Origin of the sequence: Mobilicoccus massiliensis, assembly GCF_000826525.2 — a bacterium.
GTDB classification, from domain to species: domain Bacteria; phylum Actinomycetota; class Actinomycetes; order Actinomycetales; family Dermatophilaceae; genus Mobilicoccus; species Mobilicoccus massiliensis.
Window position 1 is genome coordinate 1 of the sequence record NZ_LN651323.1, and the last position, 23431, is coordinate 23431.

Here is a 23431-nt window from a genome sequence, read left to right on the forward strand (position 1 = left end):
CATCCGCGAACGAACCGCCCTTGTCAACAGGCTGCGCTGGCACCTGCACGAGCTCGACCCCGGCACCGAGATCACCGCCCGCGGGTTCCGCCAACTCAAGGCCTACACCCTGGTCGAGCGCCAGCTCGCCGACAAAACCGGAATCGTCGCCCGCCTGGCCCGCGACCTCAACGCCCGAGCCCGCGACCTCACCCACACGATCAGGGAGTTGGAGAAAGAACTCCAGCAACTCACCCTCGAGCACGCACCCGCCCTGCTGGCCATCCCCGGCTGCGCCGCGTTGACCGCGGCCAAGATCGTCGGTGAAACCGCAGGCATCGACCGCTTCACCACCAGCGACGCCTTCGCCAGCTACAACGGCACCGCCCCACTGCCCGTCTGGTCCTCCAACACCCCACGTCACCGACTCTCACGAACGGGCAACCGACAACTCAACGCCGCGATCCACCGAATCGCCCTCACCCAAGCCCGCCACCACCAACCCGCCAAAGACCTCATCAAACGCCGCGTCGAAAGCGGCAAATCCGGCCGAGAAGCCCTCCGCGTCCTCAAACGCCACATCTCCCGCACCGTCTACCAAGCCCTGCGCACCGACCAACAAACCCAGCTCACCCTCGCCGCTTGACAGAGGAGCTAGGGACAGGCGCTTCCGCGCACGCCACGCACCCGCCCGCACCATTCGCCGTAAACAGAAGTGCCTGTCTGAGCGGTCTGAGCCGGCCGGGCCACGTGACCCCGACCCCGCGGACCTCGGACGACCGCTCGTCGCCGACCCCTTGGGCCCCCGCGCGCGTCCGTTTTGTCCACGGCCGGCTTGGGTAATCGGTGGACATGTCGACGCACCCCGAAGTTGCCCAGAACGCCGAGAACCTCGTCACCGACAAGGGCGGTTTTCCTGCCCAGCAGCAGACCCCGCCCGGCCTGACGAGCGAGATGAACCCGCGGCCGGATCACGGTGAGGAGACCTACACCGGCTGCGGCAAGCTCGAAGGCCTCAAGGCCCTCATCACCGGTGCGGACTCCGGAATCGGTCGTGCCGTCGCCATCGCCTACGCCCGTGAGGGCGCCGATGTCGCCCTCTCCTACATGGCCGAGGAGAGCTCCGATGCCGAGGACACCGCCGAGTGGATCCGCAAGGCGGGTCGCAAGGCCGTTCTGCTGCCCGGCGACATCCGCGAGGAGTCGGTGTGCAAGAAGCTGGTGCAGGACGCCGTCGACGAGCTCGGCGGCCTCGACATCCTCGTCAACAACGCCGGCTTTCAGATGGGGCGGCGGGACTCGATGCTCGACATCACGAGCGAGGAGCTCGACCGCACGTTCAAGACCAACCTCTACGCGATGTTCTGGATCACGCAGGCCGCCGTGCCGCACCTGAAGAAGGGCGCGAGCATCATCAACAGCACGTCGGTGCAGGCCTACCAGCCCTCGCCGGGGTTGATGGACTACGCCGCGACCAAGGCCGCGATCACGAACTTCACGGTCAACCTCGCGAGCGAGCTGGGCGAGAAGGGCATTCGAGTCAACGCCGTCGCGCCCGGCCCCGTCTGGACGCCCCTGCAGCCGGCGACCCAGCCGGCGGAGAAGATCGAGAACTTCGGCGCCGACACGCCCCTCGGTCGCGCGGGCCAGCCGAGCGAGCTCGCGGGCGCCTACGTCTACCTCGCGTCTCCGCGGGACGCGAGCTATGTCTCCGGGGCCGTCATCGGCGTCACGGGCGGCAAGGCGGTCTTCTGATCGCGCTGGAGGCATTCTGACCAGCGCAGGCGACCGGCGCCGCGTCCCTTCTACGGGGACGCGGCGCCGGTCGTCTGTGAGCGTCAGGCCGCGGGCAGAGGCTCGTCCGCCGTGTCCTGACGAGACGCGGGAACGGGCGGGATGAGCGTCGAGGTGAGCAGCGCGAGCACGAGCAGGATCGCGCCACCGAGGATCGCGGACCGGTAGCCGGCGACGGCGCCGCCGGTCTCGCTGACGAACGTGTTGATGCCGAACAGAATCGCGAAGCTCAGGCCCGCGCCGAGGTTGAACGCGCCGGCGTTCATGCCGGGCAGGTAGCCCTGGTTGTCGGCGGGGCTGAGCACGATGCCGAGCCCGTTGAGCATGATGTTGCCGATGCCGGCGTACGTGATGCCCACCCAGATGCTCAGCACGAGCAGTTCGACGTGGGTCGACGACGTGACGATCCACGCCGCGTAGCCGAGGCCGGCGATGGTGAGCAGGAGCCCGGCCTGCAGCAGCCGCTTGAAGCCGAAGCGCGCGGCGAGCTGGCCGGCGATCGGGCCCATGACGAGGCCGGCGAGAGCGTAGGGCGTCAGCGTCCAGAACGAGACCTCGTCGGCTCGCAGGGCTGTGCCGACTGAGGAGTCCTGGGCGAGGTTGGGCACGAGGCCGTTCATCACGGCGAACACCCCGGTCATCGTCAGCAGCGTGGTCGAGAGCAGCGCCCAGGTGCGGCGCTGACGCAGGTAGGTCGTGGTGACGAGCGGGTGAGCGACCCGCTGCTCGGTCTTCCAGAACACGACGAACGCGACGGCGGCGACGACGAGCAGGCCGGCGACCAGCGCCCAGTTGGCCTCGCGCAGCTTGCCGGCCTGATCGAACGCGAAGTAGAGGCCGGCGAGGACGACGACGAGCAGGAACGTGCCCTTCCAGTCCATCGTCACCTGCTCGGGAGCCTTGGACTCGACGGTGCCGACGAGGATCGCGACGACCGCGAGCGCGCCCACCGCGGCCATCGTCCAGAACACGGCGCGGAAGCCGAAGTTCTGCGCGAGCCAGCCGCCGGCCAGGGCGTCCACGCCCGCGATGCCGCCGTTGAGCGAGGTGAGGACGGCCATGAGCTTGGCGTAGCGGCGGTTGTCGGGCACCTGGACGTGCAACATGATCAGGGTCATCGGCACGACCGGTCCGGCGACGCCCTGCACGATGCGGCCCAGCCCGAGCACTCCGACGCCCGGGGCGAGCGCCGAGATCACGCAGCCGATGGTCGTGACCGACAGCATGCCGACGAGCACCTTGCGGCGGCCGATGATGTCACCCCAGCGGGGCAGGAACAGTGAGAACAGCGCCGCCGCGGCGAAGAACGCCGTCTGGGTCACCCCGATCTGCGCCGCTGTCGCACCGAGCTCGCGCTCCATCGTCGCGAGCGCCGGCGAGAGCATCGAGGCGTTGAGCTGAAAGGCGAAGATCGCGGCGATGAGAGCGAGCATGAGCGCGACGACGCTCTTCTGACTCTCGGGGCGTGCAGTCGGTGATGCCATCGTGGTCCTCCTCGACCATCGGGTTGTCGCGGGCGTCAGGCGGACTCGGCTGCGCGAGCATCCCCGTAGACCACGCATGGTCGCACGGCTCGAACGGGCCCGGCGGCGCCGAGCACGGCGAGGACGCCCGCCCGATGGTCCTTCTCGACGCGCCGGATGTCGAATCGTCGCTGGTCGGGAGCACGGGGCGCGTGTCGAGCCTCACACCCCGCAGGCTTCGGGCGGGCGCCGGCGCGGTGGCGAATCGCCGCGCGCTCCACGCCCGGGCTCGCGCACCCGCGCATGGTCTGCAACCGTCACACCGAGGACCCGCGCGAAAGGACCGCCCATGCCCCCTGAGTCGACACGCACGAGGCGCGCCTCCGACCGCGTCCTCCCCGCCCGGGCGACGCGCCTCGACGCGATCGCGGCGAGTTGACCTCGGGATGCGCGTGGCCGCAGGTCGGGCTCGTTCGGGAGGTGGGTCTGGCGGCCGCGTAGGCGGCGGACGCACGACCAGCGGATGCCCGGAGGCTGGGCGGGCCGCTGGTGGCCGGGCTCGCGACGGGCAGGGCGGAAGCGGACGTGCGCGCCGATGAGGGTTCTCCTCGCGGCGGTCGGCAGCCGGGGTGACACGGTGCCCTTCGGGGCATTGGCCGCTCGAATGCAGGCGGAGGGTCACGACGTCCTGCTCCTCACCCACGCGAGCCTCGTCGACACCGTGCCGCCGCAGGTGCCGGTGGTCGCCGTCCCCAGTGACCCGGCGTCGTTGCTCGCCGGACCCGCGGGAGCGGCTGCGCGGCGGGGTGATCCGCGAGCGCTCAACCGGGCCCGTGGCCTGTTCGCCGACTTCCTCGGCTCGTTCGCCGAGCCCACCGCCGATGCGCTCGACGGGGTGGACGTGCTCGTCGCGTCGACGTTCGCGATGGCTGCGGCCGACGTCGCGATGTCGCGAGGTGTACCGGTGGTGCGTGCGCACCTGTGGCCGGAGAGTCCCGACCTCGCCGGCCCGATGCCGTTGCTGCCCTACGGCTGGGTGCTTCCCCGTCCGCTGCGGCGGGGGGCTCGACGCGGCCTGCGGGGGATGGAGGCGTATCTCGCCGGGTTCATCGGGTGGTGGGAGCGCGGCCGGCTGCGGCTGCGTCCGTACTACCCCGCCGGATTCTCGAGGGCGACTCTCGGCACCCTGTACGCGGTCAGCCCCACGCTCGTCCCGACCGGTGAGCTGCGGGGATGCGTGACGGGGTGGTGGTGGACGCCGGGTACCGACGGCCTGAGCCCGCAGGTCGAGGCGCGGCTCACGGACGGGGATCCGTGGGTGTACGTCGGCTTCGGGTCGATGCACCAGAGTCGTCCGCAGCGTCTGCTCGACGACGTCGCCTGGGCGGCGCGGCGGGTGGGGGTCAGGGCCGTCGTGCAGCTTCCCGGGGCGGAGGGTCTCGACGACGGTGTCGTCCACGGCATCGGTGCCGAGCCACATCCGGCGCTGTTCGCGCGGACGGCCCTCGCCGTGCATCACGGCGGATCGGGCACGACCGGAGCTGCGGTGCGCGCCGGGGTGCCGTCGGTGGTCGTGCCGCACTTCGCCGACCAGTTCTACTGGGGGCACCGTCTCCACCGTGCGGGCGTCGCAACGCGTTCACTGCCGCGTGCCCTGCTGAGGCGGGAGAGCCTCGCGCGACGCATCGAGGCCGGTCTCGAGCCTGCGATGCGTCGTCGGGCGGCCGACCTCGGTGCGCGGGTGAGTGCCGAGGACGGCACCGGCGTCGCGACCCGGTACGTCGAGGGTCTCCTGCGTGGCCGGGAGCACCGATGAGCAACTCTGCCCCGCGCCTGCCGGCGTGGCCCGCCGGCTGGGCGGCGGCCGCGTGCGTCGCGGTCGTTCTGCTCGTCACGGCCGATCGGTACGGGTTGCACGGGGACGAGCTGTACTTCCGCATGTTGCCTCTCGACTGGTGGTACGAGGATCAGCCCCCGCTCACCGTGTGGTTGTCGCGCCTCGCGCGTGCCGTCAGCGGCGAGGCGTGGGTGCAGCGGCTGCCGGCCGTCGTCGCCGCTGCGGCGGGAGCGCTGGTGGCGGCGCGTTTTCCGCGTCTGCTCGGGTACGGGCGGCGTGTGCAGAACGTTGCAGCCTGGGCGCACGCGACGACGGTCTATCCGCTCATCGTCGGGCACGTCTTTCTCACCTCGAGCCTCGACCTGCTGGCCTGGCAGCTCGTCGTGTTGCTCGTCGTGGCCGCCACGCTCGGGCGTCGGAACGCGCTGGTGTGGGCCGGGGTGGTGGCCGGGTTGGCCTGCTGGAACAAGCTGCTCGTGCTGCCGCTCGTCGGCGCGCTGGCCGTATCGCTGCTGCTCGTGCGGCGTGATCTCGTGTTGTCGCGACAGGCGGCGGGGGGCGTGGCGGCGTTGGCCGTCATCGGGGGTCCGCAGGTGCTTGCGCAGGCGTGGCACGGGTGGCCGATGTCGCAGGTGTCGGGTGATCTCATCGCGGTCAACGGCGACGTCAACCGCGTGCTCGTGCTGCCGTTGCTCGTCGCGTTCGTGGGCCCGCCGCTGTTCGGAGTGTGTGTGCGGGGGCTGCGCTGGCGACCCGGCGGGGAGGCGCGAGTCGGGTTACTCATGCCCGCCGCGGTGGTGCTCGTGGTGTGGAATCTCGTCGCGCCCGCCCAGCCCTATTACGCGATCGGGCTGTTCCTGTGCGCGCTCGGTCTGGGATGGGGACCGGCAGCCGATCTGGCCGGGCGGGGGTGGCGGCAGGCGCCGGCCGTGATCGCGGCGAACGCCGCCGTGGCGTGCGTCCTCGCACTGCCGCTGCTGCCTGTGCCGTCCAGGGCGTTCGACGTGGCGGCGACGATCAATCCGGTGGCCCGCGACCAGGTCGGATGGCCGGGGTACGTGCGTCAGGTCGACGAGGCGCGCGGGGGCCCGAGGGTCGCGGTCGTCACCGACGCCTATGCGCTCGCGGGCGCCGTCGACCACTACGGAGGCGGCATTCCGGTCGCGTCGGGACACAACGCACTGTGGCGCCTGGGCCCACCGACGACCGATGACGTGCTGCTCGTCGGGCAGCGCGCCGTCGCGTTGACCGGCCGGTTCGCGAACTGCCGGGATGCCGGACGGCTCACGCAGACCGAGAGCGACCCCTTCGGAGTGGCCGGCTCGCCGATGGCACGATGTCGCGGACCGATCGGCGGATGGACGGCGGTGTGGCCGGCGTTCCGTCATCTGGGTGCGTGAGGTGGTGGCTCGGGAGTTCCGGTCGTCGGATCCGCCGCTCGGACTTCCTTGGTGGGGGTCTCGATCCCTTGCTTCTCACCGGCTCCACAGATCGGTGGCGAGCGCTCCTCATAGTCCTCACCGACTCCGCGGATCGGAGGCGCCGTCCGCGGATGTCAGGAGCGTCCTCGCTCGGCGCCGGCCTCGCGTGTCGATCTCCTGCGCGGAGGTGAGGTGGCCGCGTCGTGCGGGAGGGCGGTCCATGCGGCCTCGGCGAGGAAGACGGCACACATCGCGAAGAGGGAGACGAGCTCTGCAATGCCCCGCAACGTGTCACCGGGAACGAGGTGCAGGGCACTGAGCACGAGGACGACGGTCGCGAGGACGATCCTCACCAACCTCCGGGCGCGGGGCGCAACTCGCTCTCGCGCACCGCTGATCAGGAGAAACGCCGCCGAGATCGGCAACCCCAGCACGGCCCCCACCATGTGCGGAGCGTGAGCGACATCGGCCGGGAACACTCCGAGTACGACGAGGCCGAGACCGACCGCGACCGCCGCCGCCCGCAACGCCCGATCCCAGGCGCCGCGCAGCACGACCGCCGCGACGAGCAGCAGGACACCGGCCATGATCTGCGCAGCGTTGAACACCGTGTGCCGTGGTGAACAGATCCACCGCACCCCGGCATCGGCGCAGGTCAACGCACCGAGGTCGCTGATCATGCTCCCCTGCCAGGCGTACGACATCCCCGGCGCCTCCAGCGCCCACACCGTCCCGACGACGAGCACGAACACCGCGCCCACGACCAGCACCACCCCCACACGACGCGCCCGTCGGGAGGCGGGCATCGAGTGAGGCTCACGTTGCCGGCCGGTCACCCACCCATCGTGCCGCCGACGAGGCGGGATCACCCGGGGAGGCATTCGTTCATGAGAATGCGCGCCCCTTCCTCACTGACCGCAATGGAGGTGATGCTGCTGGTCCTCGCCCATCGAGACATCACACAGTTCGTACCGTCCCCTTCGGCGGCCACAAGGTCGGTACCGGCCGGCGTGACCGGGCGGACCGTGAACCTCGTTCCCGCTGAGGGCTTCTCAGACGGCTGAAGTCCGTCGACCACCGAGTCTTCCGGCACGGTGACCAGTCGTCGCTCCCATGTGATTCCGTACCTGACGGGGCTGAAGATGTCGACCTCGGGATCGACGGTGTAGGCCATCAGCAGCACATCGCCATCACGCATCGTCGGTGCAAGTGGGGTCCAGCCAGGCAGTTGATCGAAACGCACTGACGGAGCCATCAGCGGGGCTCGAAGCGTCGTCGTCGCGCCGCCGGCGGAGAACGCGAGAATCAGGATCGCAGCGGCAATCACAGAGATCCGCCGCAGCCTTATGGATCTCACACGGGGAGGCACGCTGACAGCCTATGGATCCAACGCGTCATCGACCGACGAATAGTTCGGAACGGTGGTTCAGGACCCTGACCAGCACGAAGTCTTAGCTTCACGAGCGGGATTTCCAGGTTCGGCTGTCAAAGTCTTCGAGGCGCCGATCGTTCAGTTCCGTGAAGATCGGCGTCCCATCGCCGGTGAGAACGGCGGACCACCGCGACAGACCCCCACCAGCGATCACGATCTGACCACCCCGCCGGCGACGGCCGAGGACACCCCGTGGAAAAGCCGGTACAGGCCGGCAGACCCCCCACACCCCCCACGCCTCATCAACCACAGCCGACCAGAACACGACGATCAACAATCAGCACCGGTGGATCCAGGTTCAGACCCGACCTACACCGCATTCTGCGATGAGCCGTTTAAGTCAGCCCCACTCATCTTTCTCCGCTGACTCTTGCGCGCACCAGCAAAGCTACGCCACACAATGTAGCAAACCCCGAGAGGCTCGCCATCGCGACCAAGTCCACGTTTTGTATCTCTAGACCTCTGTGGGTAAGGCGGACAAGGCTCAGGAGGCACAGTCCCCCCATCGCGGCAAGAGTCGCAATGAGCAATAGTGTTCGTGCACGCTTATGCAAATTTCCTCCTTCACCTTCGACGTGCCATCGGCGTCCTTCGTCAACGTCGCATTCAAGCCCGAGGGGGCCGTCCACGAAGATCCCGAACCGGTGAACGCTGCCCGGAAACCCGAAGGCCCGCGGAAGCTGACCTTTGAAGACGTGATCTCCAGGCCGACGTCCTGACCACCGGCCATCGACCAGCGCGAACCGAACGTGCCCGTCCGCGCGGACAAACCGTTGTAGAACCCGTCACTGCGCGTGGCCACGCCGGGGGCGTTGATCTTCAGATCAGTGTCGCGCACCTCAAGGTTGCCGTTGGGCAGGTTCATCCCCAGCGACAAGCCATCACGAACAGTGGGGCTTGCGCACGCTGCACATCCTCTCCTGCGCCACCTTCCGGCACCACAGATCAGGTGTCACCTATCCGTGCAGCAGTCCCTCAGGCGGGCCCGCGGCCTGAAGAGGCGGGGCGCCCACCTCCACCACTTGCCACGTCGGCGCGCCGGAGACCCCTGGAGGCTCTCGCCAGCCCCACAGGGCCTCCTACTACCTCCGAGCGCACTACGATTGCCGAAGGCCCCAGATCTCAGGGATCCGGGGCCTTCGGCGATACCTCTCGCGGCAGTTTCGTCGATCTGATCGCTCAGTTTTGACGATCCACCATGGCTGGTGCGCGAGGGGGGAGTTGAACCCCCACGCCCTTTCGGGCACACGGACCTGAACCGTGCGCGTCTGCCTATTCCGCCACTCGCGCGCGCCGACCAATCCTCCCAGACGGCGGGCCGATCTACCAAACCCGGCGTCTCGGGCCGGGCCGACACGCGGGCGGGGTCGGCCACGGGGTCGAGACGCGCTTCACGTGGTGGTCGCTCAACTCAACCCGGCAAACCGCTGTTCACGCTGGTCGAAGCGTTGTCGGTGGGCCCGGCCACACTCTGGTCATGGCCCGATTCACGGTGACCCTCACCGCGCCGATCACCGCAGCCGAGATGTGGCGGCGCGTCTGGAACCTCGATGCCCATACGGACGTCATCCCGCTCACCCGCCTGCGCGGCGACGGGGTCGGCCCCGGCGCGTCCCTGCGCGCAGGGTCGTGCTTCGTCGCCCGCACCGGCGTCGGGCCGCTCGGCATCGATGACGTCATGGAGGTGCGGCGGTTCGATCCGCCCACCCGGTCCCGACCCGGGCAGGCGCACCTCGACAAGACCGGCCGCGTCATCGGCGGTGACATCGACGTCCGGGTCGAGGACGACACCTCCGGCAGTTCCGGCCCGCGCTCGACCCTCGCCTGGCAGCAGAACATTCGCCTTGTCGGAGTCCCGGCCCTCGCGGATCCGATCGTCGGGTTCGTCGCCCGACTGGCCTACCGTCACGTGCTCGGCCGACTCCTGGCTCGACACGACGCACCCTGACCGGCGGTGACGCCTGAATGACGGGCAGGTCACGGGCGGGTATCGAAACATCCCCCGGTCCTGCAGGTTTCCCCCGGGCCGCGCCGCCACGTGCAGGCTGCTCACGGGCCTGGCCTATACCCTGGAAGTGATTTGCGTGAGGAGGGGATTCATCATGGGTTTGTTCGACCGGGTCGAGCAGCGCCTCGAGCGCGTCGTCAACGGCGTGTTCGCTCGTGCCTTCAAGGCCGAGGTCCAGCCCGTCGAGATCGCCTCCGCCATGCGCCGCGCCATGGACGACCGCGCTGCCGTCGTCGGACAGGGCCGCACCGTCGTCCCCAACGCCTTCTGCATCGAGCTCGCCCCCTCCGACTACGAGCGCCTCCACGAATACGAGGGCGTGCTGCAGACCGAGCTCGTCGCCTCCGTCGAAGAACACGCCGAATCACAGGGCTACACCCCCGGCGGCCCGATGTACGTCGAGTTCACCGACCGCGACGACCTCGACACCGGCGTCTTCCGCGTCCTGCCCACCAGCGCACGCAACCCGGGCCCCTCCCGCCGCGGCACCTACCGGTCACGCAACGAACTCATCCTCCCCCAGGCCAGCGCCCCCGCCGAGGGCAACGTCGGCCTCGCCGGCAGCGCCGCCCAGGCCGCTGCCGCCGCCACCGCCGGCACCGCTGCCGCAGCCCGCCCCCGAAGCCCGTCGGCCGCCGCCCCTGGCTCGAACTCGGTCACGACTCCTACCCGCTGCTCTCGGCCATCACCGTCCTCGGCCGCGACCCCGCCGCCGACATCACGCTCGACGACACGGGCGTAAGCCGGCGCCACTGCGAGATCCGCGTCACCCACGACGGGCCCCACCTCGTCGTCAGCATCCGCGACCTCGGCTCCACCAACGGCACCTTCGTCAACGGCGAACGCATCACCACCGCCCGACTCGCCGAGGGCGACCGCCTCACCGTCGGCCGCTCCAGCCTCTCGGTGCGCTTCGGGGAGCGTTGATGAGCGAACTCACCCTCACCGTCGTGCGCCTCGGCCTGCTCGCCCTCATGTGGCTGTTCGTCTTCAGCATCGTCGGCGTCATCCGCAGCGACCTCTACGGCACCCGCATCGTCCAACGGGGCGAGGGCGGCCGCAGCCGAGTCCGCCCCACCGAGAACGCCCCCCGCTCCCGCCTCCGCGGTCGCCGACCCCTCTCGGTGCTCGCCGTCGTCGACGGCAGCCTGCGCGGAACCACCGTGCCGCTCAAGGAATCCGGCGTCCTGCTCGGCCGCAACCCCGAGTGCACCCTCGTCATCGACGACGACTACGCCTCCGGCCGCCACGCCCGCGTCTACTTCGACGATCGCTGCTGGTACGTCGAGGACCTCGACTCCACCAACGGCACGTTCGTCGACGGCCACCGCATCACCGAACCCACCCCGCTCAAGGAGGGCACCCAGCTGCGCATCGGAACGACGGTCCTCGAACTGGGCCGCTGACGATGACGCTCGCGATCAACTTCGCGGCCCGCACCGACGTCGGCCTCGTGCGCAGCCGCAACGAGGACTCCGGATACGCCGGGCCCCACCTGCTCGCCGTCGCCGACGGCATGGGCGGTCACGCCGGCGGCAACGTCGCCTCCTCACTCGTGCTCGCCCGACTCGCCCCCCTCGACGGCGACAGCCACGGCGCCGACGACGCCCTCGAACTGCTCGCCCGCACCCTCGCCACCGCCAACTCCTCCCTCGCCCGCGCGATGGAGAAGAACCCCGAGCTCAAAGGCATGGGCACGACCCTCACCGCCCTCATGCGATGCGGCTCCACCGGCCTGGCCCTCGTCCACATCGGCGACTCCCGCGCCTTCCTCCTGCGCGACGGGGAGGTCAACCAGATCACCCGAGACCACTCGTTCGTCCAGAGCCTCGTCGACTCCGGCCGCATCACCGAGGAGGACGCCGAGCACCACCCGCAACGCTCCCTCGTCACCCGCGTCCTCACCGGCGCCCCCGAGGACGAACCCGACCTCTCGATGCGCCAGGCGCGCCTGGGTGATCGCTACCTCATCTGCTCCGACGGCCTCAGCGACTACGTCGGCCGCGACACCATCGTCGACGTACTGAAGGCGGGCATGGGCCCCGGCGAGACCGCCGACAAGCTCGTCGACCTCACCCTGCGAGCCGGCGCCCCCGACAACGTCACGATCGTCATCGGCGACATCGTCGAGACCACGAGCAACCCCACGAGCCAGCCCGTCATCGTCGGCGCCGTCGCCGAGCCCCGCAACGCACTCACTCCTGCCGTCCCCGCCCTCTCGCCCGCGGCCAAGGCGGCCGCGCTCCGACGCGAGGCGCTCGGCACCGTCGACGAGGAACCCGACGACGACGAGACCCCCCGCCGGCCGTGGGCCCGCTGGCTCATCGTCACGGCACTGGTGCTGCTCGCCGTGGGCGCCGCGCTCTTCGCCGCCTACGACTGGACCCGCCACCAGTTCTACATCGGCGACGACGGGGCCCACGTCGCGATCTACCGCGGCCTGCCACAGGATCTCGGGCCCATCCGTCTCTCGACCCTCGACGAGGTGACGACCATCCCCCTGTCCGACCTGCCGCCGTTCGAACGCAGCGCCGTCGACGCGACCATCACGGTCTCCGACGAGAACGAGGCCCGCAGCCGGGTCGAAGCACTGCGTCAGACAGCGGAGGCCTGCCGCCTGCAACGCAGCTCGGGCATCCCTTGCGGATCGGGGGGCTCGTGATGACCACCGTGAGCCAGTTCGTGCCCCGCACCCGACGCAACGTCGAGCTCCTGCTCGTCGTCTTCGCCGTCGCCATCGTGCTGCTCGCCTACGTCGCCGTCGGGCTCGGGGTCAACCAGGCCCTCCCGCTCGACCTGCTCACCCACGGCGGCACCCTGCTCGCCATCGCGGTCGTGTTCCATCTCTTCCTGCGCTGGCGCGCCTCCTACGCCGACCCGCTCATGCTCCCGATCGCCGTGCTGCTCAACGGCCTCGGCCTCGTGATGATCCACCGTCTCGACCTGGCCAAGGGGCCCGACAGTGCGATGGCCGGGCGTCAGGTCCTCTGGAGCGCCCTCGCGGTCGCGGGCGCGATCGCCGTGCTCGTCGTCGTGCGCGACCACCGCCGTCTGCGCCGATACACGTACACGATGATGGCTGCCGGCCTGCTCTTCCTCCTGCTGCCGCTCGTGCCGTTCCTCGGCACGTCGGCCTACGGCGCCCGCATCTGGATCGGCATCGGGCCGTTCTCGTTCCAACCCGGCGAGATCGCCAAGATCCTCCTCACGATCTTCTTCGCCGGCTACCTCGTCCAGACCCGCGATGCGCTCTCGCTCGTCGGGCGCAAGATCCTCGGCTTCCCCCTGCCCCGCGCCCGCGACCTCGGGCCCATCCTCGTCGCCTGGGTCGCCAGCCTCCTCGTGCTCGTCTTCGAACGCGACCTCGGCTCCTCGCTGCTCTTCTTCGGCCTGTTCGTCGCGATGCTCTACGTCGCCACCGAACGCACGAGCTGGATCGCCATCGGCCTCGGCCTGTTCGCCGGCGGCGCCTACCTCGCCTACCTGCTGTTCGACCACGTGCAGCAGCGGGTGCTGTTCTGGCTCGACCCGTGGTCGCCGCAAGCCCTCGCCCAGAGCGACCAGCTCGTCCGCGGACTCATGGGGATGGCCGCGGGCGGCCTGCTGGGCACGGGCCTCGGCCAGGGACACCCCTATCTCACGTACTTCGCCGAGAGCGACTTCATCATCCCGAGCTTCGCCGAGGAACTCGGGCTCGTCGGCCTGTTCGCGATCCTCATGCTCTACGGCGTGCTCGTCGAACGCGGTCTGCGCACGGCCCTGGGGACCCGCGACGGGTTCGGCAAACTGCTCGCCGCCGGGCTCACCTTCTCGATCGCCCTGCAGATCTTCGTCGTCGTCGGCGGCGTCACGCGCGTCATCCCACTGACCGGGCTCACGACGCCGTTCCTCTCCCAGGGTGGCTCCTCCCTGCTCGCCAACTGGGCCATCGTCGCGATCCTCTTGCGCATCAGCGACCACGCGCGTCGGCCGGTGCCGACCATCGCTCCTGCGCCCCTCACCCCTCCGAGCGGTGAGGCGGTGACGGCACCGTGAACAACCCCATCCGCCGCCTCGCGCTCGTCATCGCCGTGATGTTCTGCTCCCTGCTCGTCGCCTCGACGTGGATCCAGTTCGTCCAGGCCGGCGAGCTGCGCGACAAGCCCGGCAACCGGCGCACTCTGCTCGCCACGTACAGCCGCGAGCGAGGCCAGATCCTCGTCGGCAACCAGGCCGTGGCCCGCAGCGAGAAGACCGACGACGAGTTCGCCTACCAGCGCAGCTACCCCCAGGGATCCACGTACAGCCACATCACCGGCTACCAGTCGTTCATCTACGGCACCGGCGGCGGACTCGAGCACTCCGCCGACCAGTTGCTCACCGGCGACGACCCGCGACTCTTCTTCCGCCGCCTCGGCGATCTGCTCACCGGGCGTCAGCCGAGCGGCATCAACCTCGAGCTCACCATCGACCCTCGCGCGCAGAAGGCCGCCGAGGAGGGCCTCGGCGACCAGCGGGGCGCCGTCGTGGCCCTCGACCCGCGCACCGGCGCCATCCTCGCGCTGGTCAGTCACCCCGAGTACGACCCCAACTCCCTCTCCGGCCACGACAGTGCCGCCGTGCAGAAGGCCTGGGCGCGTCTCAACGCCGACAAGAGCCGCCCCCTCGTCAACCGAGCGATCGGCGGCGACACCTACCCGCCCGGGTCGGTGTTCAAGGTGGTGACCGCGGCGGCGGCCCTGGAGTCCAAGCGCTTCGACGAGAACTCCCGGCTGCCCGGCCCCGCCAAGCTGCGCCTGCCCCAGACGACCATCGACCTGCCCAACGCCGGCGGCGGCGCGTGCGACGGCGGCACCGTCTCCTTCACCCGTGCCCTCGCCAAGTCGTGCAACACCGCGTTCGGGTGGCTCGGTATGCAGCTCGGCGCCCAGTCGATGCGTGACCAGGCCACGAAGTTCGGCTTCGGACAGCAGCTCTCGATCCCGATGCCCGTCACGCCCAGCCGAATGCCCGACCAGATCAACGCGCCGCAGGAGGCTCTCACCGCCATCGGCCAGTACGACGTGCGGGTCACTCCCTTGCAGGTCGCGATGATCGCCGCCGGCGTCGCCAACGACGGGGTGGTCATGCAGCCCTACCTCATCCGGCAGACCAAGGGTTCCGACCTGCAGGTGATGGACCAGACCACACCTCGCCAGCTGAGCCGCGCCGTCTCCGGTGACACCGCCAAGGCCCTCACCCGGATGATGGAGTCCGTCGTCACCGAGGGCACCGGCACCCGGGCCGCCATCGACGGCATCCCCGTGGCCGGCAAGTCCGGCACCGCCGAACACGGCGAGGGCACCGACCCGCACGCCTGGTTCATGTCGTTCGCGCCCGCGAACGACCCCAAGATCGCCGTTGCCGTCGTCGTCGAGGATGGTGGCAATGCCGGTAGTGAAGCGGCCGGAGGACGGATCTCCGCGCCGATCGCCCGCGATGTGATGAAAGCAGTGATCGCCCCATGAAGTTCCAGACCGGCGCTGTCTTCGGCAATCGCTACACCCTCGGCGAGCGCATCGCCGTCGGTGGCATGGGCGAGGTGTGGGAGGCCACCGACCAGGTCCTCGGCCGGATCGTCGCGATCAAACTGCTGAGCCCGGCACTGGCCGACCAGGCCGGCTTCGCGCAACGGTTCCGCGAGGAGGCGCGCAACACCGCCGCCCTCTCCCACCCCAACATCGCGGCCGTCTACGACTACGGCGAGGACGCCGGCGCCAACTGGCTCGTCATGGAACTCGTCAAGGGTCAACCGCTGTCGGCGATCATCGCCGAGCACGGCTCCCTCAGCCCCGAGCGCACGATCTCGGTCATCTCGCAGGCGGCGCACGCCCTGCAGGCGGCGCACGATCGCGGGGTGATCCACCGCGACGTCAAGCCCGCGAACATCATGGTCAAGCCCGACGGCGAGGTGAAGCTCACCGACTTCGGCATCGCTCGGGCCACGGACGCCGCGCCCATCACCCGTACCGGCGAAGTCATGGGCACGGCGCAGTACATCTCGCCCGAACAGGCCACCGGTCAGCCCGTCTCGCCCGCCAGCGACATCTACGCTCTCGGCTGCGTCGCCTACGAGATGCTCACCGGCCGACGCCCCTTCGACGAGGGCGCGCCCGTCGCGACCGCGATGGCGCACGTCACCTCACCGCCGCCGCCGCTGCCGGACTCCGTGCCTCCCGCACTCGCCCAGGTCGTCATGTCCTGCCTCGCGAAGGACCCCGCCGACCGCCCGCGAAGCGCGCGAGCCCTCGCCGACACCCTGCGCGGCAGCCCGACCGGTGGCTTTCCCGTCACCGCGCCGATGGCGGCCACCGAGCGGCTCAACCCCGCGACGAGGATCGCCGGCGCCACGGCTCAGGGCCCCGGGCGATCGACGCCACCGCCACGCAACGAGGAACCCCTCGTTCTCCCGCCCGAGCCGGAGCCCACGAAGACGAGCAAGCTGCTGTGGTGGCTCGTCCCGCTGCTCATCGCCCTGCTGGTCGGGGGCGCGCTCCTGCTCAACAACCTCTCGCGCGACGGTGAGCCCGTGCCCTCGGGCTCCCCGACCTCCTCGCCCACGTCCGTCCGGACCAGCGAGTCGCCCACGCAGGAGCCGTCGACCCAGACCAGCACGACCGACGCCGACACCGTGCAGATCACGGCCTCCGACTACGTCGGGCTGCCGTACGACCAGGCCGCCGCGCGTCTGTCGGGCCTCGGCGTCGACCCCCAGCGGCAGGACGTCGACGACTCCGCCCCCCGTGGGCAGGTCGTCGGACTCTCCCCGAGCGGCACCGTGAAGCGTGGTCAGACCGTCGTCGTCCGCGTCTCGAACGGCCCGAAGGAGCAGACGCCCGCGCCGCAGGAGCCGACGAACACGCCGCAGCAGCCCGCCCCCACCTCCGACCGCGCAGGGCAACCGCGGCCCGACCGACGTCCCCGCCCCCGCGGGCGCCGGCGCCGGAGTGCCCACTCCTGCTCCTCCCGCATCCCCCGACAGCGCCGGCCAGAGCGGCGCCGACGCACCCCCCGGCAAGGAGTGATCGTGAACGACGAACGACGCCTGCTCGCCGGGCGGTACGAGGTGGGCGAGCTCATCGGCCGTGGGGGCATGGCCGACGTGCATCTCGGCTACGACACCCGCCTCGGGCGGGAGGTGGCCGTCAAGATCCTGCGTTCCGAACTGGCGCGCGACCGGTCCTTTCTCATGCGGTTCCGTCGCGAGGCCCAATCGGCGGCCAGCCTGAACCATCCCAACATCGTCGCGGTCTTCGACTCGGGCGAGGACACGATTCGCGAGAACAGCGGCGCCACCGTCTCGGTGCCGTTCATCGTCATGGAGTACGTGCGCGGCCGCACCCTGCGCGACATCCTCACCGACGACGGGCCGATGGACCCGTTCGAGGCCGCGCGTGCCATGGCCCAGGTGCTGCGCGCACTCGACTACAGCCACGACAACGGCATCGTGCACCGCGACATCAAACCGGCGAACGTCATGATGGGCCCCAACGGCCAGCCCAAGGTCATGGACTTCGGCATCGCCCGCGCCATCGCCGACACGGCCGCGACGATGACGAACACGAGCGTCGTCGTCGGCACCGCCCAGTACCTCTCGCCCGAGCAGGCTCAGGGGCAGGAGGTCGACGCGCGTTCCGATCTGTACTCGGCCGGGTGTCTGCTCTACGAACTGCTCACCGGCCGACCGCCGTTCATCGGCGACAGCCCGGTCGCGATCGCCTACCAGCACGTCGGGGAGCCGCCGCAGCCGCCGTCGGTGTTCTCGACCGGCATCCCCAACGCCCTCGACGTCGTCGCCCTGCACTCCCTGGCCAAGGACCCGGCGCAGCGCTATCAGACGGGCGCCGCGTTCGCCGACGACCTCGACGCGGTCATCACCGGCGGACCGACCCTCGCCGCCCGTGAGGCCGTCGCCAACGGTCAGCTCGCCGCCCCGGAACGGTCGTGGGAGGGCGGTGCCACCGGCTCGACGGCCGCCGTCCCGGCCGGATCCGTGGCCGTCGTCGACGAGACCTACGAGACCGAGTCGAGGAAGCGGCCGATCTGGGCGTACGTCGCGGGCGCGCTCGCGCTGCTCGCGATCCTGCTCGGCGTGCTGTGGGGCCTCGGCGTCTTCAAGCGCGACCCCGAGCCGGTCGTCGTGCCCACCGTCGTGCAGAAGACACAGCAGGAGGCCACGACGATCCTCCAGCGGGCCGGCTTCCAGGTGCAGGCGCAGCAGGTGCGCAACCGCGCCAAGGCCGGCATCGTCGTCGATCAGGAGCCGAAGGCGCAGAGTACCCAGCCGTACGGCTCGGCCGTCACGCTCTCGGTCTCCAGCGGGCCGGGCATGGTGACCATCCCCGACCTCGCCAACTACGAACAGACCTCCGCCATCGACAAGCTCAAGAGCCTCGGCCTCACCGAGGGCACGATCGAGCCGGTCGACAGCATGACCGTCGATCAGGGCAAGGTCGTCAAGACCGAGCCCGCCGCCGGCAAACGCGTCGCCGAAGGATCCACGGTCAACCTCAAGATCAGCTCCGGCCGCAGCACCGTGCCCGACCTCATCGGCATGTCGTTGAGGCAGGCCACCGAGGCGCTCGGCAAGGTCGGGCTCAAGGCCGACCCCGTCGAGGTCGAGAGCGACCGGCGCGAGGGCACGGTCATCTCGCAGGCCTACGCCAAGGGCACCAAGGTCAACATGGGTGAGGCCGTTCAGATCTCGATCGCCAAGCCTCGGCCCGAACCGTCGGTCAGCGTCACCACCGTGACCCAGACCCCGACCCCCTCGCAGCCGAGCACGAATCCTTCGCCCAGCGATTCGCCACCGCGGACCCCCACGACGGCTCCGAACCCGGCCGACACCGCCCCCGCGGACGAGAACACCGGGAGTCCTCAGAACTGACGTGAGACACCCCCGCCTCGGCGCCGGAGAGAAGACCGGGCGCCGAGGCGGGCCCGTCAGTGCTCGGTTCAGTGCTCGGTTCAGTGCTCGGCGCGGGAGCCCACGAGGGGCGCGAGGCCCGCCGAACGCGACACCGCACCGGAGTCTCCGCACACCTCGAGCCAGTTGGCGAGCATGCGGTGGCCGCCCTGGGTGAGGACGCTCTCGGGGTGGAACTGCACCCCGTGCAGCGGCAGGTCGCGATGCCGGATGCCCTGGATGATGCGACCGGTCGGCGCCTCGACCCACGCGTTGCCGAGGAGTTCGTCGGGCAGCGTCCCGTCCTCGATGGCCAGGGAGTGATAGCGGGTCGCGACGAACGGGTGGGCGACACCGCGCAGCACGCCCGTGTCGTCGTGCTCGACCAGAGACGTCTTGCCGTGCAACAGCTCGGGAGCCCGGCCGACCGTGGCGCCGAACACCGCGGCGAGCGCCTGATGACCGAGACACACCCCGAGCATCGGGATCTCCCGCTCTGCGCACTCGGCGACGACCGCCATCGAGCGTCCGGCCTCCTCGGGCGTGCCAGGGCCGGGTGAGACGAGCACGCCGTCGTGGCCCGCGACCGACTCCACATCGACGGCGTCGTTGCGCACGACCTCACACGTCGCACCGAGCTGACGCAGGTAGCCGACGATCGTGAAGACGAAACTGTCGTAGTTGTCGACGACGAGAATGCTGGTCACTGGGTCCTCACGAAGATCGGGTCACGAACGCGCGGGCCGCGCGTGAACGGGATGGACGGTACCGGTGTACGGGCCGAACTCGGCGTCGAGGTGTTCGACGCGGTAGCCCAGGCCCAGACGGTCGGCGTACTCCCGGTAGACGAGCACGGCAGGGTCGGCGTCGAGGCCCGCCTGCAGCGTGGCCTGATCGCCGATCGCGGTGATGACGAACGGCGGCGAGTACACCCTGCCGTCGAGGATGAGCGTGTTGCCGACGCAGCGCACCGCACTCGTGGCGACGATGCGCTGATCCTGGATGGTCATCGCCTCCGCACCGGCCGCCCACAGCGCGTTGACCACCGCCTGCACGTCCTGTTGGTGGACGACGACATCGTCGACGCTCACCCCTTCGGGCAGGGAGTCGGCGCTGCGATGTGCGTCGTCGAGGCTCACCCGCACCGCCGGCCCGCGCACGGCCTGCAGGCCGGCCTGCGCCTCGAGGCCCGCTTCTCGCTCACGCAACTGCTGGAGCCGCGGTGCGCCGGGCAGACCCGCCTCCTGCTCGACGATCTGCTGCCGCAGCCGGGCGTTGTCCTGCGCGCGGCGCTCGACCTGCACGGCCTGGGAACGGATGAGGTCGGGCAGATCGGAGCGACCACCTCGCAGATCGGTGCCTCGGGCCGTGGCGGCGCTCGTGGCGAACAGGAGACCGGCGAGCAGCGAGATCACCGGCACGACGAAGGTCCACACGCTGCGTGGTCGTCGTGTCACGCGTGATCCTCCACCTCATGCGCCGGCCCCGCGGCGCGAATCCTGCCGAGTTGCACCTGCACCGGCCCGTGGCGATGCGGGTGTGCCCAGTATGAGGCCCTACCCTGGAAGGCGGATCAGGCGAGGGGCCCGCAGCGTTCCGTCGCACGTCGAGATGCCAGGAGACCACGTGTCAGCCAGCAAACGGCCGAAGAAGTCGGCGAAGACCGTCGACACCCAGGGAGCCACCGCGAGCGGCCCCAAACCCAACCCCTCGTGGTACGTGCCGCTCATGCTCGGCCTCATGATCATCGGCCTCGTGTGGATCGTCGTCTTCTACCTCACCGCTGGCTCGTTCCCCGTCGAGGCCTGGGGAAACTGGAACCTCGCGGCCGGCTTCGGCCTCATCATCGCCGGGTTCCTCATGACGACGAACTGGCGCTGACCTCGACAAACGCGGCACTCCGAACGCTCGGACAGGCGGTTTCACCTCGCGCAACCTGGTGAAACCGCCTGTTCGAGCGTTCTGTGTGTCGGCGGGGTGTGACGACGGTCGCGGTCCCGCGGGATCGGGCGATTCGGGCAGTTATCCACAGACTTATCCCCACCTGGGGATGAATCACACGGGTGTAATCACCCTGATGTCGTTCAGGCCATGCCGATGGGCAGGGCCAGGATGTAGTCGAGTTCGCGCGCGTTCGCGCCGTACTTGATCGCGGCGGCCGCCACGAGAACCGCTGCCTCCACGGCGAGTACGGGCCACGTCCACCGGCGACGGCCGGGAGCGGCGGTCGCGAAGAGCAGCGCGGCGGTGACGAGACCGACGACCGCGCCGCCGAGGTGGGCCTGCCAGGCGATGTTCGGATAGAAGAACGGCAGGGCGAGGTTGATCGCGAGCAGCACGACCATGCCGCCGACCGACGATCCGACCCTCCGGAGCACGAGGAAGACGGCGGTGAACAGCCCGAACACGGCTCCGGAGGCGCCCACCATGCCTCCGAACCACGCCATTCTCGAGGCCTGGTCGCTGTAGTCGAGCGCCGGCAGCAGCAGCAGGTATCCGACCGATCCGCCCAAGGCACTCAGCAGGTACAACGCGACGAACCGGGCGCGGCCGAGGAACGGCTCGAGGAACTGCCCCATCGCGTACAGCGACATCATGTTGAAGAGCAGGTGGGAGATCGTGTCGGGGCTGTGGAGGAACGCCGCGGTGAGAAAGCGCCACGGCTGGACGTAACCGGCGACGGCCGAGAAGTCTCCGAGGTTCGTCACGGTGGGGTCGAACCGCTGGAGCGCGTAGACCAGGGTGCACAGACCCGCGATGACGAACGTGACGATCGGACGCGGCGCCGCCCCCTTCTCCGTCACCCCGTCCCCGCCCGAGACGACCGAGGCGTGGGATCCACCGTGGTCGCCGGAGCCCACGCAGTCGGGGCATTCGAACCCGTTCGCCCTGGGGTGCTGGCAATCAGGGCAGGCCGGCCGGCCGCAACCGACGCACCGCAGGTAGCTCACGCGCTCGGGATGCCGCGGGCACACCGGTCGCGGCGGCGGGTTCACGGGCTTGTCGAGGTCCACCCCACCAGTGTCGGTCACCGCGCGCGAACCGCTCGGCCGCGGTCGTCCTTCGTGTCCCGGCAGGCGGCGCCCACGGCAACGGCCCGCCGGTGGGTACCCGGCGGGCCGTCTTTTCACGTGTCCGTTCCCGGCCTGCGCAGGTCGGAGCCCGCAGCGGCCGGAGTCACCTCACTGCTGGACGGTGACCTTCTCGATGACGACGTCCTCGAGCGGGCGGTCCATGCGGTCGGTGGGGACGTTGGCGATGGCGTCGACGACCTCGCGGCTCGGGCCGTCGGCCACCTCACCGAAGATCGTGTGCTTGCCCTGCAGGTGCGGGGTCGGCGCCACGGTGATGAAGAACTGCGATCCGTTGGTGCCGCGGCCGCCGCGCTTGCCGGCGTTGGCCATGGCGAGCAGGTAGGGCTTGGAGTAGTCGAGATCGGGTGAGATCTCGTCGTCGAACTGGTACCCCGGCCCGCCGATGCCCTGGCCTAGGGGGCAGCCGCCCTGGACCATGAAGCCCGAGATGACCCGGTGGAAGATGAGCCCGTCGTAGAACGGGGTGGGGTTGGTGCGACCCGCGTCGTCCTTGTACTCCTTCTCGCCCGTGGCCAGACCGACGAAGCTGTCGACGGTCTTGGGTGCCTGGTCGGGGAAGAGCTTGACGTTGATGTCGCCCTTGTTCGTGTGCAGCGTCACGTTCATGGCGCCCATCCTCGCAGACGGCGCGATCTTCACCCGGGAGCGGTTCGGGCCGCGGGCCTCCTCTCGCCAGGCCGGGCGGAGTGAGCCCGGTTCTCGACCCGGATCGGGCGTCCCGTTGGGCACGACGGGTCGTGACGAGGCAGGATGGGTACCGGACCGGAATTCACGCCAAGGAGGATCCACGTGTTCCAGCGCAAGAAGAAGAAGATCGAGGTGCCGACCATCGAGACGCGCACCGTGACCGTGCCGACGGCGCAGGGCCTCAAGGACATGATCGCCCCGGCCGTGGCCTCCGCTGCCGCCACCGCCAAGGGATACACCCAGGAGGCCGCTCACCAGGCCGAGGGGTACCTCGAGCAGGTCAAGCCGTACCTCGAGCAGGCCGAGAAGAAGGCCGGCAAGGTCGCGTCGCAGGCCAAGGACAAGGCGAGCGACAACCCGAAGCTGGCCGAGTTCCTCGCCTCGGGTGCGGCCGCCCGCGAGGTCGCCTCGCAGCGCAGTCGTGACGCCGCCCTCGTGCTCAAGGGTGAGGCCAAGGCCAAGCCGATCAAGAAGCACGGCTTCGCCAAGTTCATCCTCAACCTCGGCGTGCTCGCGGCCCTCGGTGCCGTGGCGGCCGTCGTGGTGCAGCGGCTGCAGCAGCCCAAGGACGACCCGTGGGCGCGCCCGCTGACCGACCCGTACGTCGCGCCGCCCGCCGGGCGTGACGCCACGGTCGCCGCCGGTGAGGGTGCCGCGGTCTCCGAGGTCGACGGCGACCGTCAGGTCTCCGAGGCCGGCGACCAGGCCGCCGACGCCGAGATCATCCCGGTTGAGGGCCAGGTGCCCACGCAGGGCGAGAACCGCGCCTGATCGACGGTCCTCTCGTACGTG

General features: G+C 70.1%; 22 protein-coding genes, 1 tRNA gene and 1 pseudogene. 15 read left to right on the forward strand and 9 right to left on the reverse strand.

Features of this window, described 5'->3' with window-relative positions; translation table 11 throughout:
• Both BN1197_RS00530 and BN1197_RS00535 read left to right on the forward strand, forming a co-directional pair.
• Positions 1–625, forward strand: a 625-nt coding sequence (locus BN1197_RS00530) for a transposase (protein WP_040155189.1), incomplete at its 5' end; no start/stop codon positions are given.
• A gap of 206 nt (positions 626–831) precedes the next feature.
• Positions 832–1734, forward strand: coding sequence for an SDR family oxidoreductase (locus BN1197_RS00535; RefSeq protein ID WP_040155260.1), 903 nt, complete (start codon positions 832–834; stop codon positions 1732–1734).
• 83 nt (positions 1735–1817) lie between these two features.
• Here the strand turns inward: BN1197_RS00535 and uriT are convergent, their stop codons facing one another.
• The gene (gene uriT, locus BN1197_RS00540; RefSeq protein WP_040155346.1) at positions 1818–3257 is read right to left on the reverse strand and encodes a uridine transporter UriT; all 1440 of its coding nucleotides are present in this window, start codon (positions 3255–3257) and stop codon (positions 1818–1820) included.
• A 574-nt stretch (positions 3258–3831) separates the two neighbouring features.
• On the opposite strand from uriT, the gene BN1197_RS16935 reads away from it, so the two are divergent.
• Both BN1197_RS16935 and BN1197_RS00545 read left to right on the forward strand, forming a co-directional pair.
• Positions 3832–5052: a glycosyltransferase gene (locus BN1197_RS16935; RefSeq protein WP_052465806.1), complete on the forward strand. Its 1221-nt coding sequence runs from the start codon at positions 3832–3834 to the stop codon at positions 5050–5052.
• Entirely contained in the window at positions 5049–6473 is a 1425-nt protein-coding gene (locus BN1197_RS00545; protein ID WP_040155261.1) for a glycosyltransferase family 39 protein, read from the forward strand. The genes BN1197_RS16935 and BN1197_RS00545 overlap by 4 nt, the downstream gene beginning before the upstream one ends.
• A 155-nt stretch (positions 6474–6628) precedes the next feature.
• Here BN1197_RS00545 and BN1197_RS00550 read toward each other — a convergent pair whose 3' ends face one another.
• From BN1197_RS00550 to BN1197_RS00560, 4 genes are all read right to left on the reverse strand, one after another.
• Entirely contained in the window at positions 6629–7300 is a 672-nt protein-coding gene (locus BN1197_RS00550) for a DUF998 domain-containing protein (RefSeq protein ID WP_176489682.1), read from the reverse strand.
• A gap of 59 nt (positions 7301–7359) precedes the next feature.
• Positions 7360–7863, reverse strand: a complete 504-nt coding sequence (locus BN1197_RS16940; RefSeq protein ID WP_141397153.1) for a hypothetical protein — start codon at positions 7861–7863, stop codon at positions 7360–7362.
• A gap of 547 nt (positions 7864–8410) precedes the next feature.
• The gene (locus tag BN1197_RS16945) at positions 8411–8791 is read right to left on the reverse strand and encodes a hypothetical protein (RefSeq protein ID WP_141397154.1); all 381 of its coding nucleotides are present in this window, start codon (positions 8789–8791) and stop codon (positions 8411–8413) included.
• 338 nt (positions 8792–9129) lie between these two features.
• A tRNA-Leu gene (locus BN1197_RS00560) sits at positions 9130–9216 on the reverse strand.
• Between the two features lie 187 nt (positions 9217–9403).
• Between BN1197_RS00560 and BN1197_RS00565 the strand changes: the two genes are divergently transcribed.
• The 9 genes and pseudogenes from BN1197_RS00565 to pknB all read left to right on the forward strand — a co-directional run bounded on the left by BN1197_RS00565 (position 9404) and on the right by pknB (position 18839).
• Positions 9404–9874 carry a hypothetical protein gene (locus tag BN1197_RS00565; RefSeq protein WP_040155264.1) on the forward strand — a complete coding sequence of 157 codons (471 nt, stop codon included), beginning with the start codon at positions 9404–9406 and terminating at the stop codon, positions 9872–9874.
• A 154-nt stretch (positions 9875–10028) separates the two neighbouring features.
• Positions 10029–10676: a DUF3662 domain-containing protein gene (locus tag BN1197_RS00570; protein WP_141397155.1), complete on the forward strand. Its 648-nt coding sequence runs from the start codon at positions 10029–10031 to the stop codon at positions 10674–10676.
• On the forward strand, positions 10652–10861 hold the full coding sequence (locus BN1197_RS17595; protein WP_245851773.1) for an FHA domain-containing protein: 210 nt from the start codon (positions 10652–10654) through the stop codon (positions 10859–10861). The genes BN1197_RS00570 and BN1197_RS17595 overlap by 25 nt, the downstream gene beginning before the upstream one ends.
• A complete protein-coding gene (locus BN1197_RS00575; RefSeq protein WP_040155265.1) occupies positions 10861–11340 on the forward strand; it encodes an FHA domain-containing protein FhaB/FipA in 480 nt (159 codons plus the stop codon). The genes BN1197_RS17595 and BN1197_RS00575 overlap by 1 nt, the downstream gene beginning before the upstream one ends.
• A gap of 2 nt (positions 11341–11342) precedes the next feature.
• Complete coding sequence (locus tag BN1197_RS00580) at positions 11343–12596, forward strand: PP2C family protein-serine/threonine phosphatase (RefSeq protein ID WP_040155266.1); 1254 nt, start codon at positions 11343–11345, stop codon at positions 12594–12596.
• Complete coding sequence (locus tag BN1197_RS00585) at positions 12596–13969, forward strand: FtsW/RodA/SpoVE family cell cycle protein (RefSeq protein WP_040155267.1); 1374 nt, start codon at positions 12596–12598, stop codon at positions 13967–13969. The genes BN1197_RS00580 and BN1197_RS00585 overlap by 1 nt, the downstream gene beginning before the upstream one ends.
• Positions 13966–15420, forward strand: a complete 1455-nt coding sequence (locus BN1197_RS00590) for a peptidoglycan D,D-transpeptidase FtsI family protein (protein WP_040155268.1) — start codon at positions 13966–13968, stop codon at positions 15418–15420. Before BN1197_RS00585 ends, BN1197_RS00590 begins: the two co-directional genes overlap by 4 nt.
• A pseudogene (locus BN1197_RS17600) lies at positions 15417–16757 on the forward strand (serine/threonine protein kinase); the annotation flags it as partial. The gene BN1197_RS00590 and the pseudogene BN1197_RS17600, both read left to right, overlap by 4 nt.
• A gap of 219 nt (positions 16758–16976) precedes the next feature.
• Positions 16977–18839, forward strand: a complete 1863-nt coding sequence (gene pknB / locus BN1197_RS17605) for a Stk1 family PASTA domain-containing Ser/Thr kinase (protein WP_245851774.1) — start codon at positions 16977–16979, stop codon at positions 18837–18839.
• An 80-nt stretch (positions 18840–18919) separates the two neighbouring features.
• Here pknB and BN1197_RS00600 read toward each other — a convergent pair whose 3' ends face one another.
• Together BN1197_RS00600 and BN1197_RS00605 are read right to left on the reverse strand one after the other, a co-directional pair.
• Positions 18920–19564 (reverse strand): aminodeoxychorismate/anthranilate synthase component II, encoded by a 645-nt coding sequence (locus tag BN1197_RS00600; protein ID WP_040155269.1) that lies wholly within the window; start codon positions 19562–19564, stop codon positions 18920–18922.
• Positions 19565–19585: 21 nt separating this feature from the next.
• Positions 19586–20314, reverse strand: a complete 729-nt coding sequence (locus BN1197_RS00605; RefSeq protein ID WP_040155270.1) for a DUF881 domain-containing protein — start codon at positions 20312–20314, stop codon at positions 19586–19588.
• Positions 20315–20483: 169 nt separating this feature from the next.
• On the opposite strand from BN1197_RS00605, the gene BN1197_RS00610 reads away from it, so the two are divergent.
• Positions 20484–20738: a cell division protein CrgA gene (locus BN1197_RS00610; RefSeq protein WP_245851767.1), complete on the forward strand. Its 255-nt coding sequence runs from the start codon at positions 20484–20486 to the stop codon at positions 20736–20738.
• 203 nt (positions 20739–20941) lie between these two features.
• Here the strand turns inward: BN1197_RS00610 and BN1197_RS00615 are convergent, their stop codons facing one another.
• Both BN1197_RS00615 and BN1197_RS00620 read right to left on the reverse strand, forming a co-directional pair.
• Positions 20942–21871 (reverse strand): rhomboid family intramembrane serine protease, encoded by a 930-nt coding sequence (locus BN1197_RS00615; RefSeq protein ID WP_082043492.1) that lies wholly within the window; start codon positions 21869–21871, stop codon positions 20942–20944.
• A 168-nt stretch (positions 21872–22039) separates the two neighbouring features.
• Positions 22040–22558 carry a peptidylprolyl isomerase gene (locus tag BN1197_RS00620; protein WP_040155272.1) on the reverse strand — a complete coding sequence of 173 codons (519 nt, stop codon included), beginning with the start codon at positions 22556–22558 and terminating at the stop codon, positions 22040–22042.
• A 183-nt stretch (positions 22559–22741) separates the two neighbouring features.
• On the opposite strand from BN1197_RS00620, the gene BN1197_RS00625 reads away from it, so the two are divergent.
• Positions 22742–23410: a hypothetical protein gene (locus BN1197_RS00625; RefSeq protein WP_040155273.1), complete on the forward strand. Its 669-nt coding sequence runs from the start codon at positions 22742–22744 to the stop codon at positions 23408–23410.
• The last annotated feature ends 21 nt before the right edge of the window (positions 23411–23431 follow it).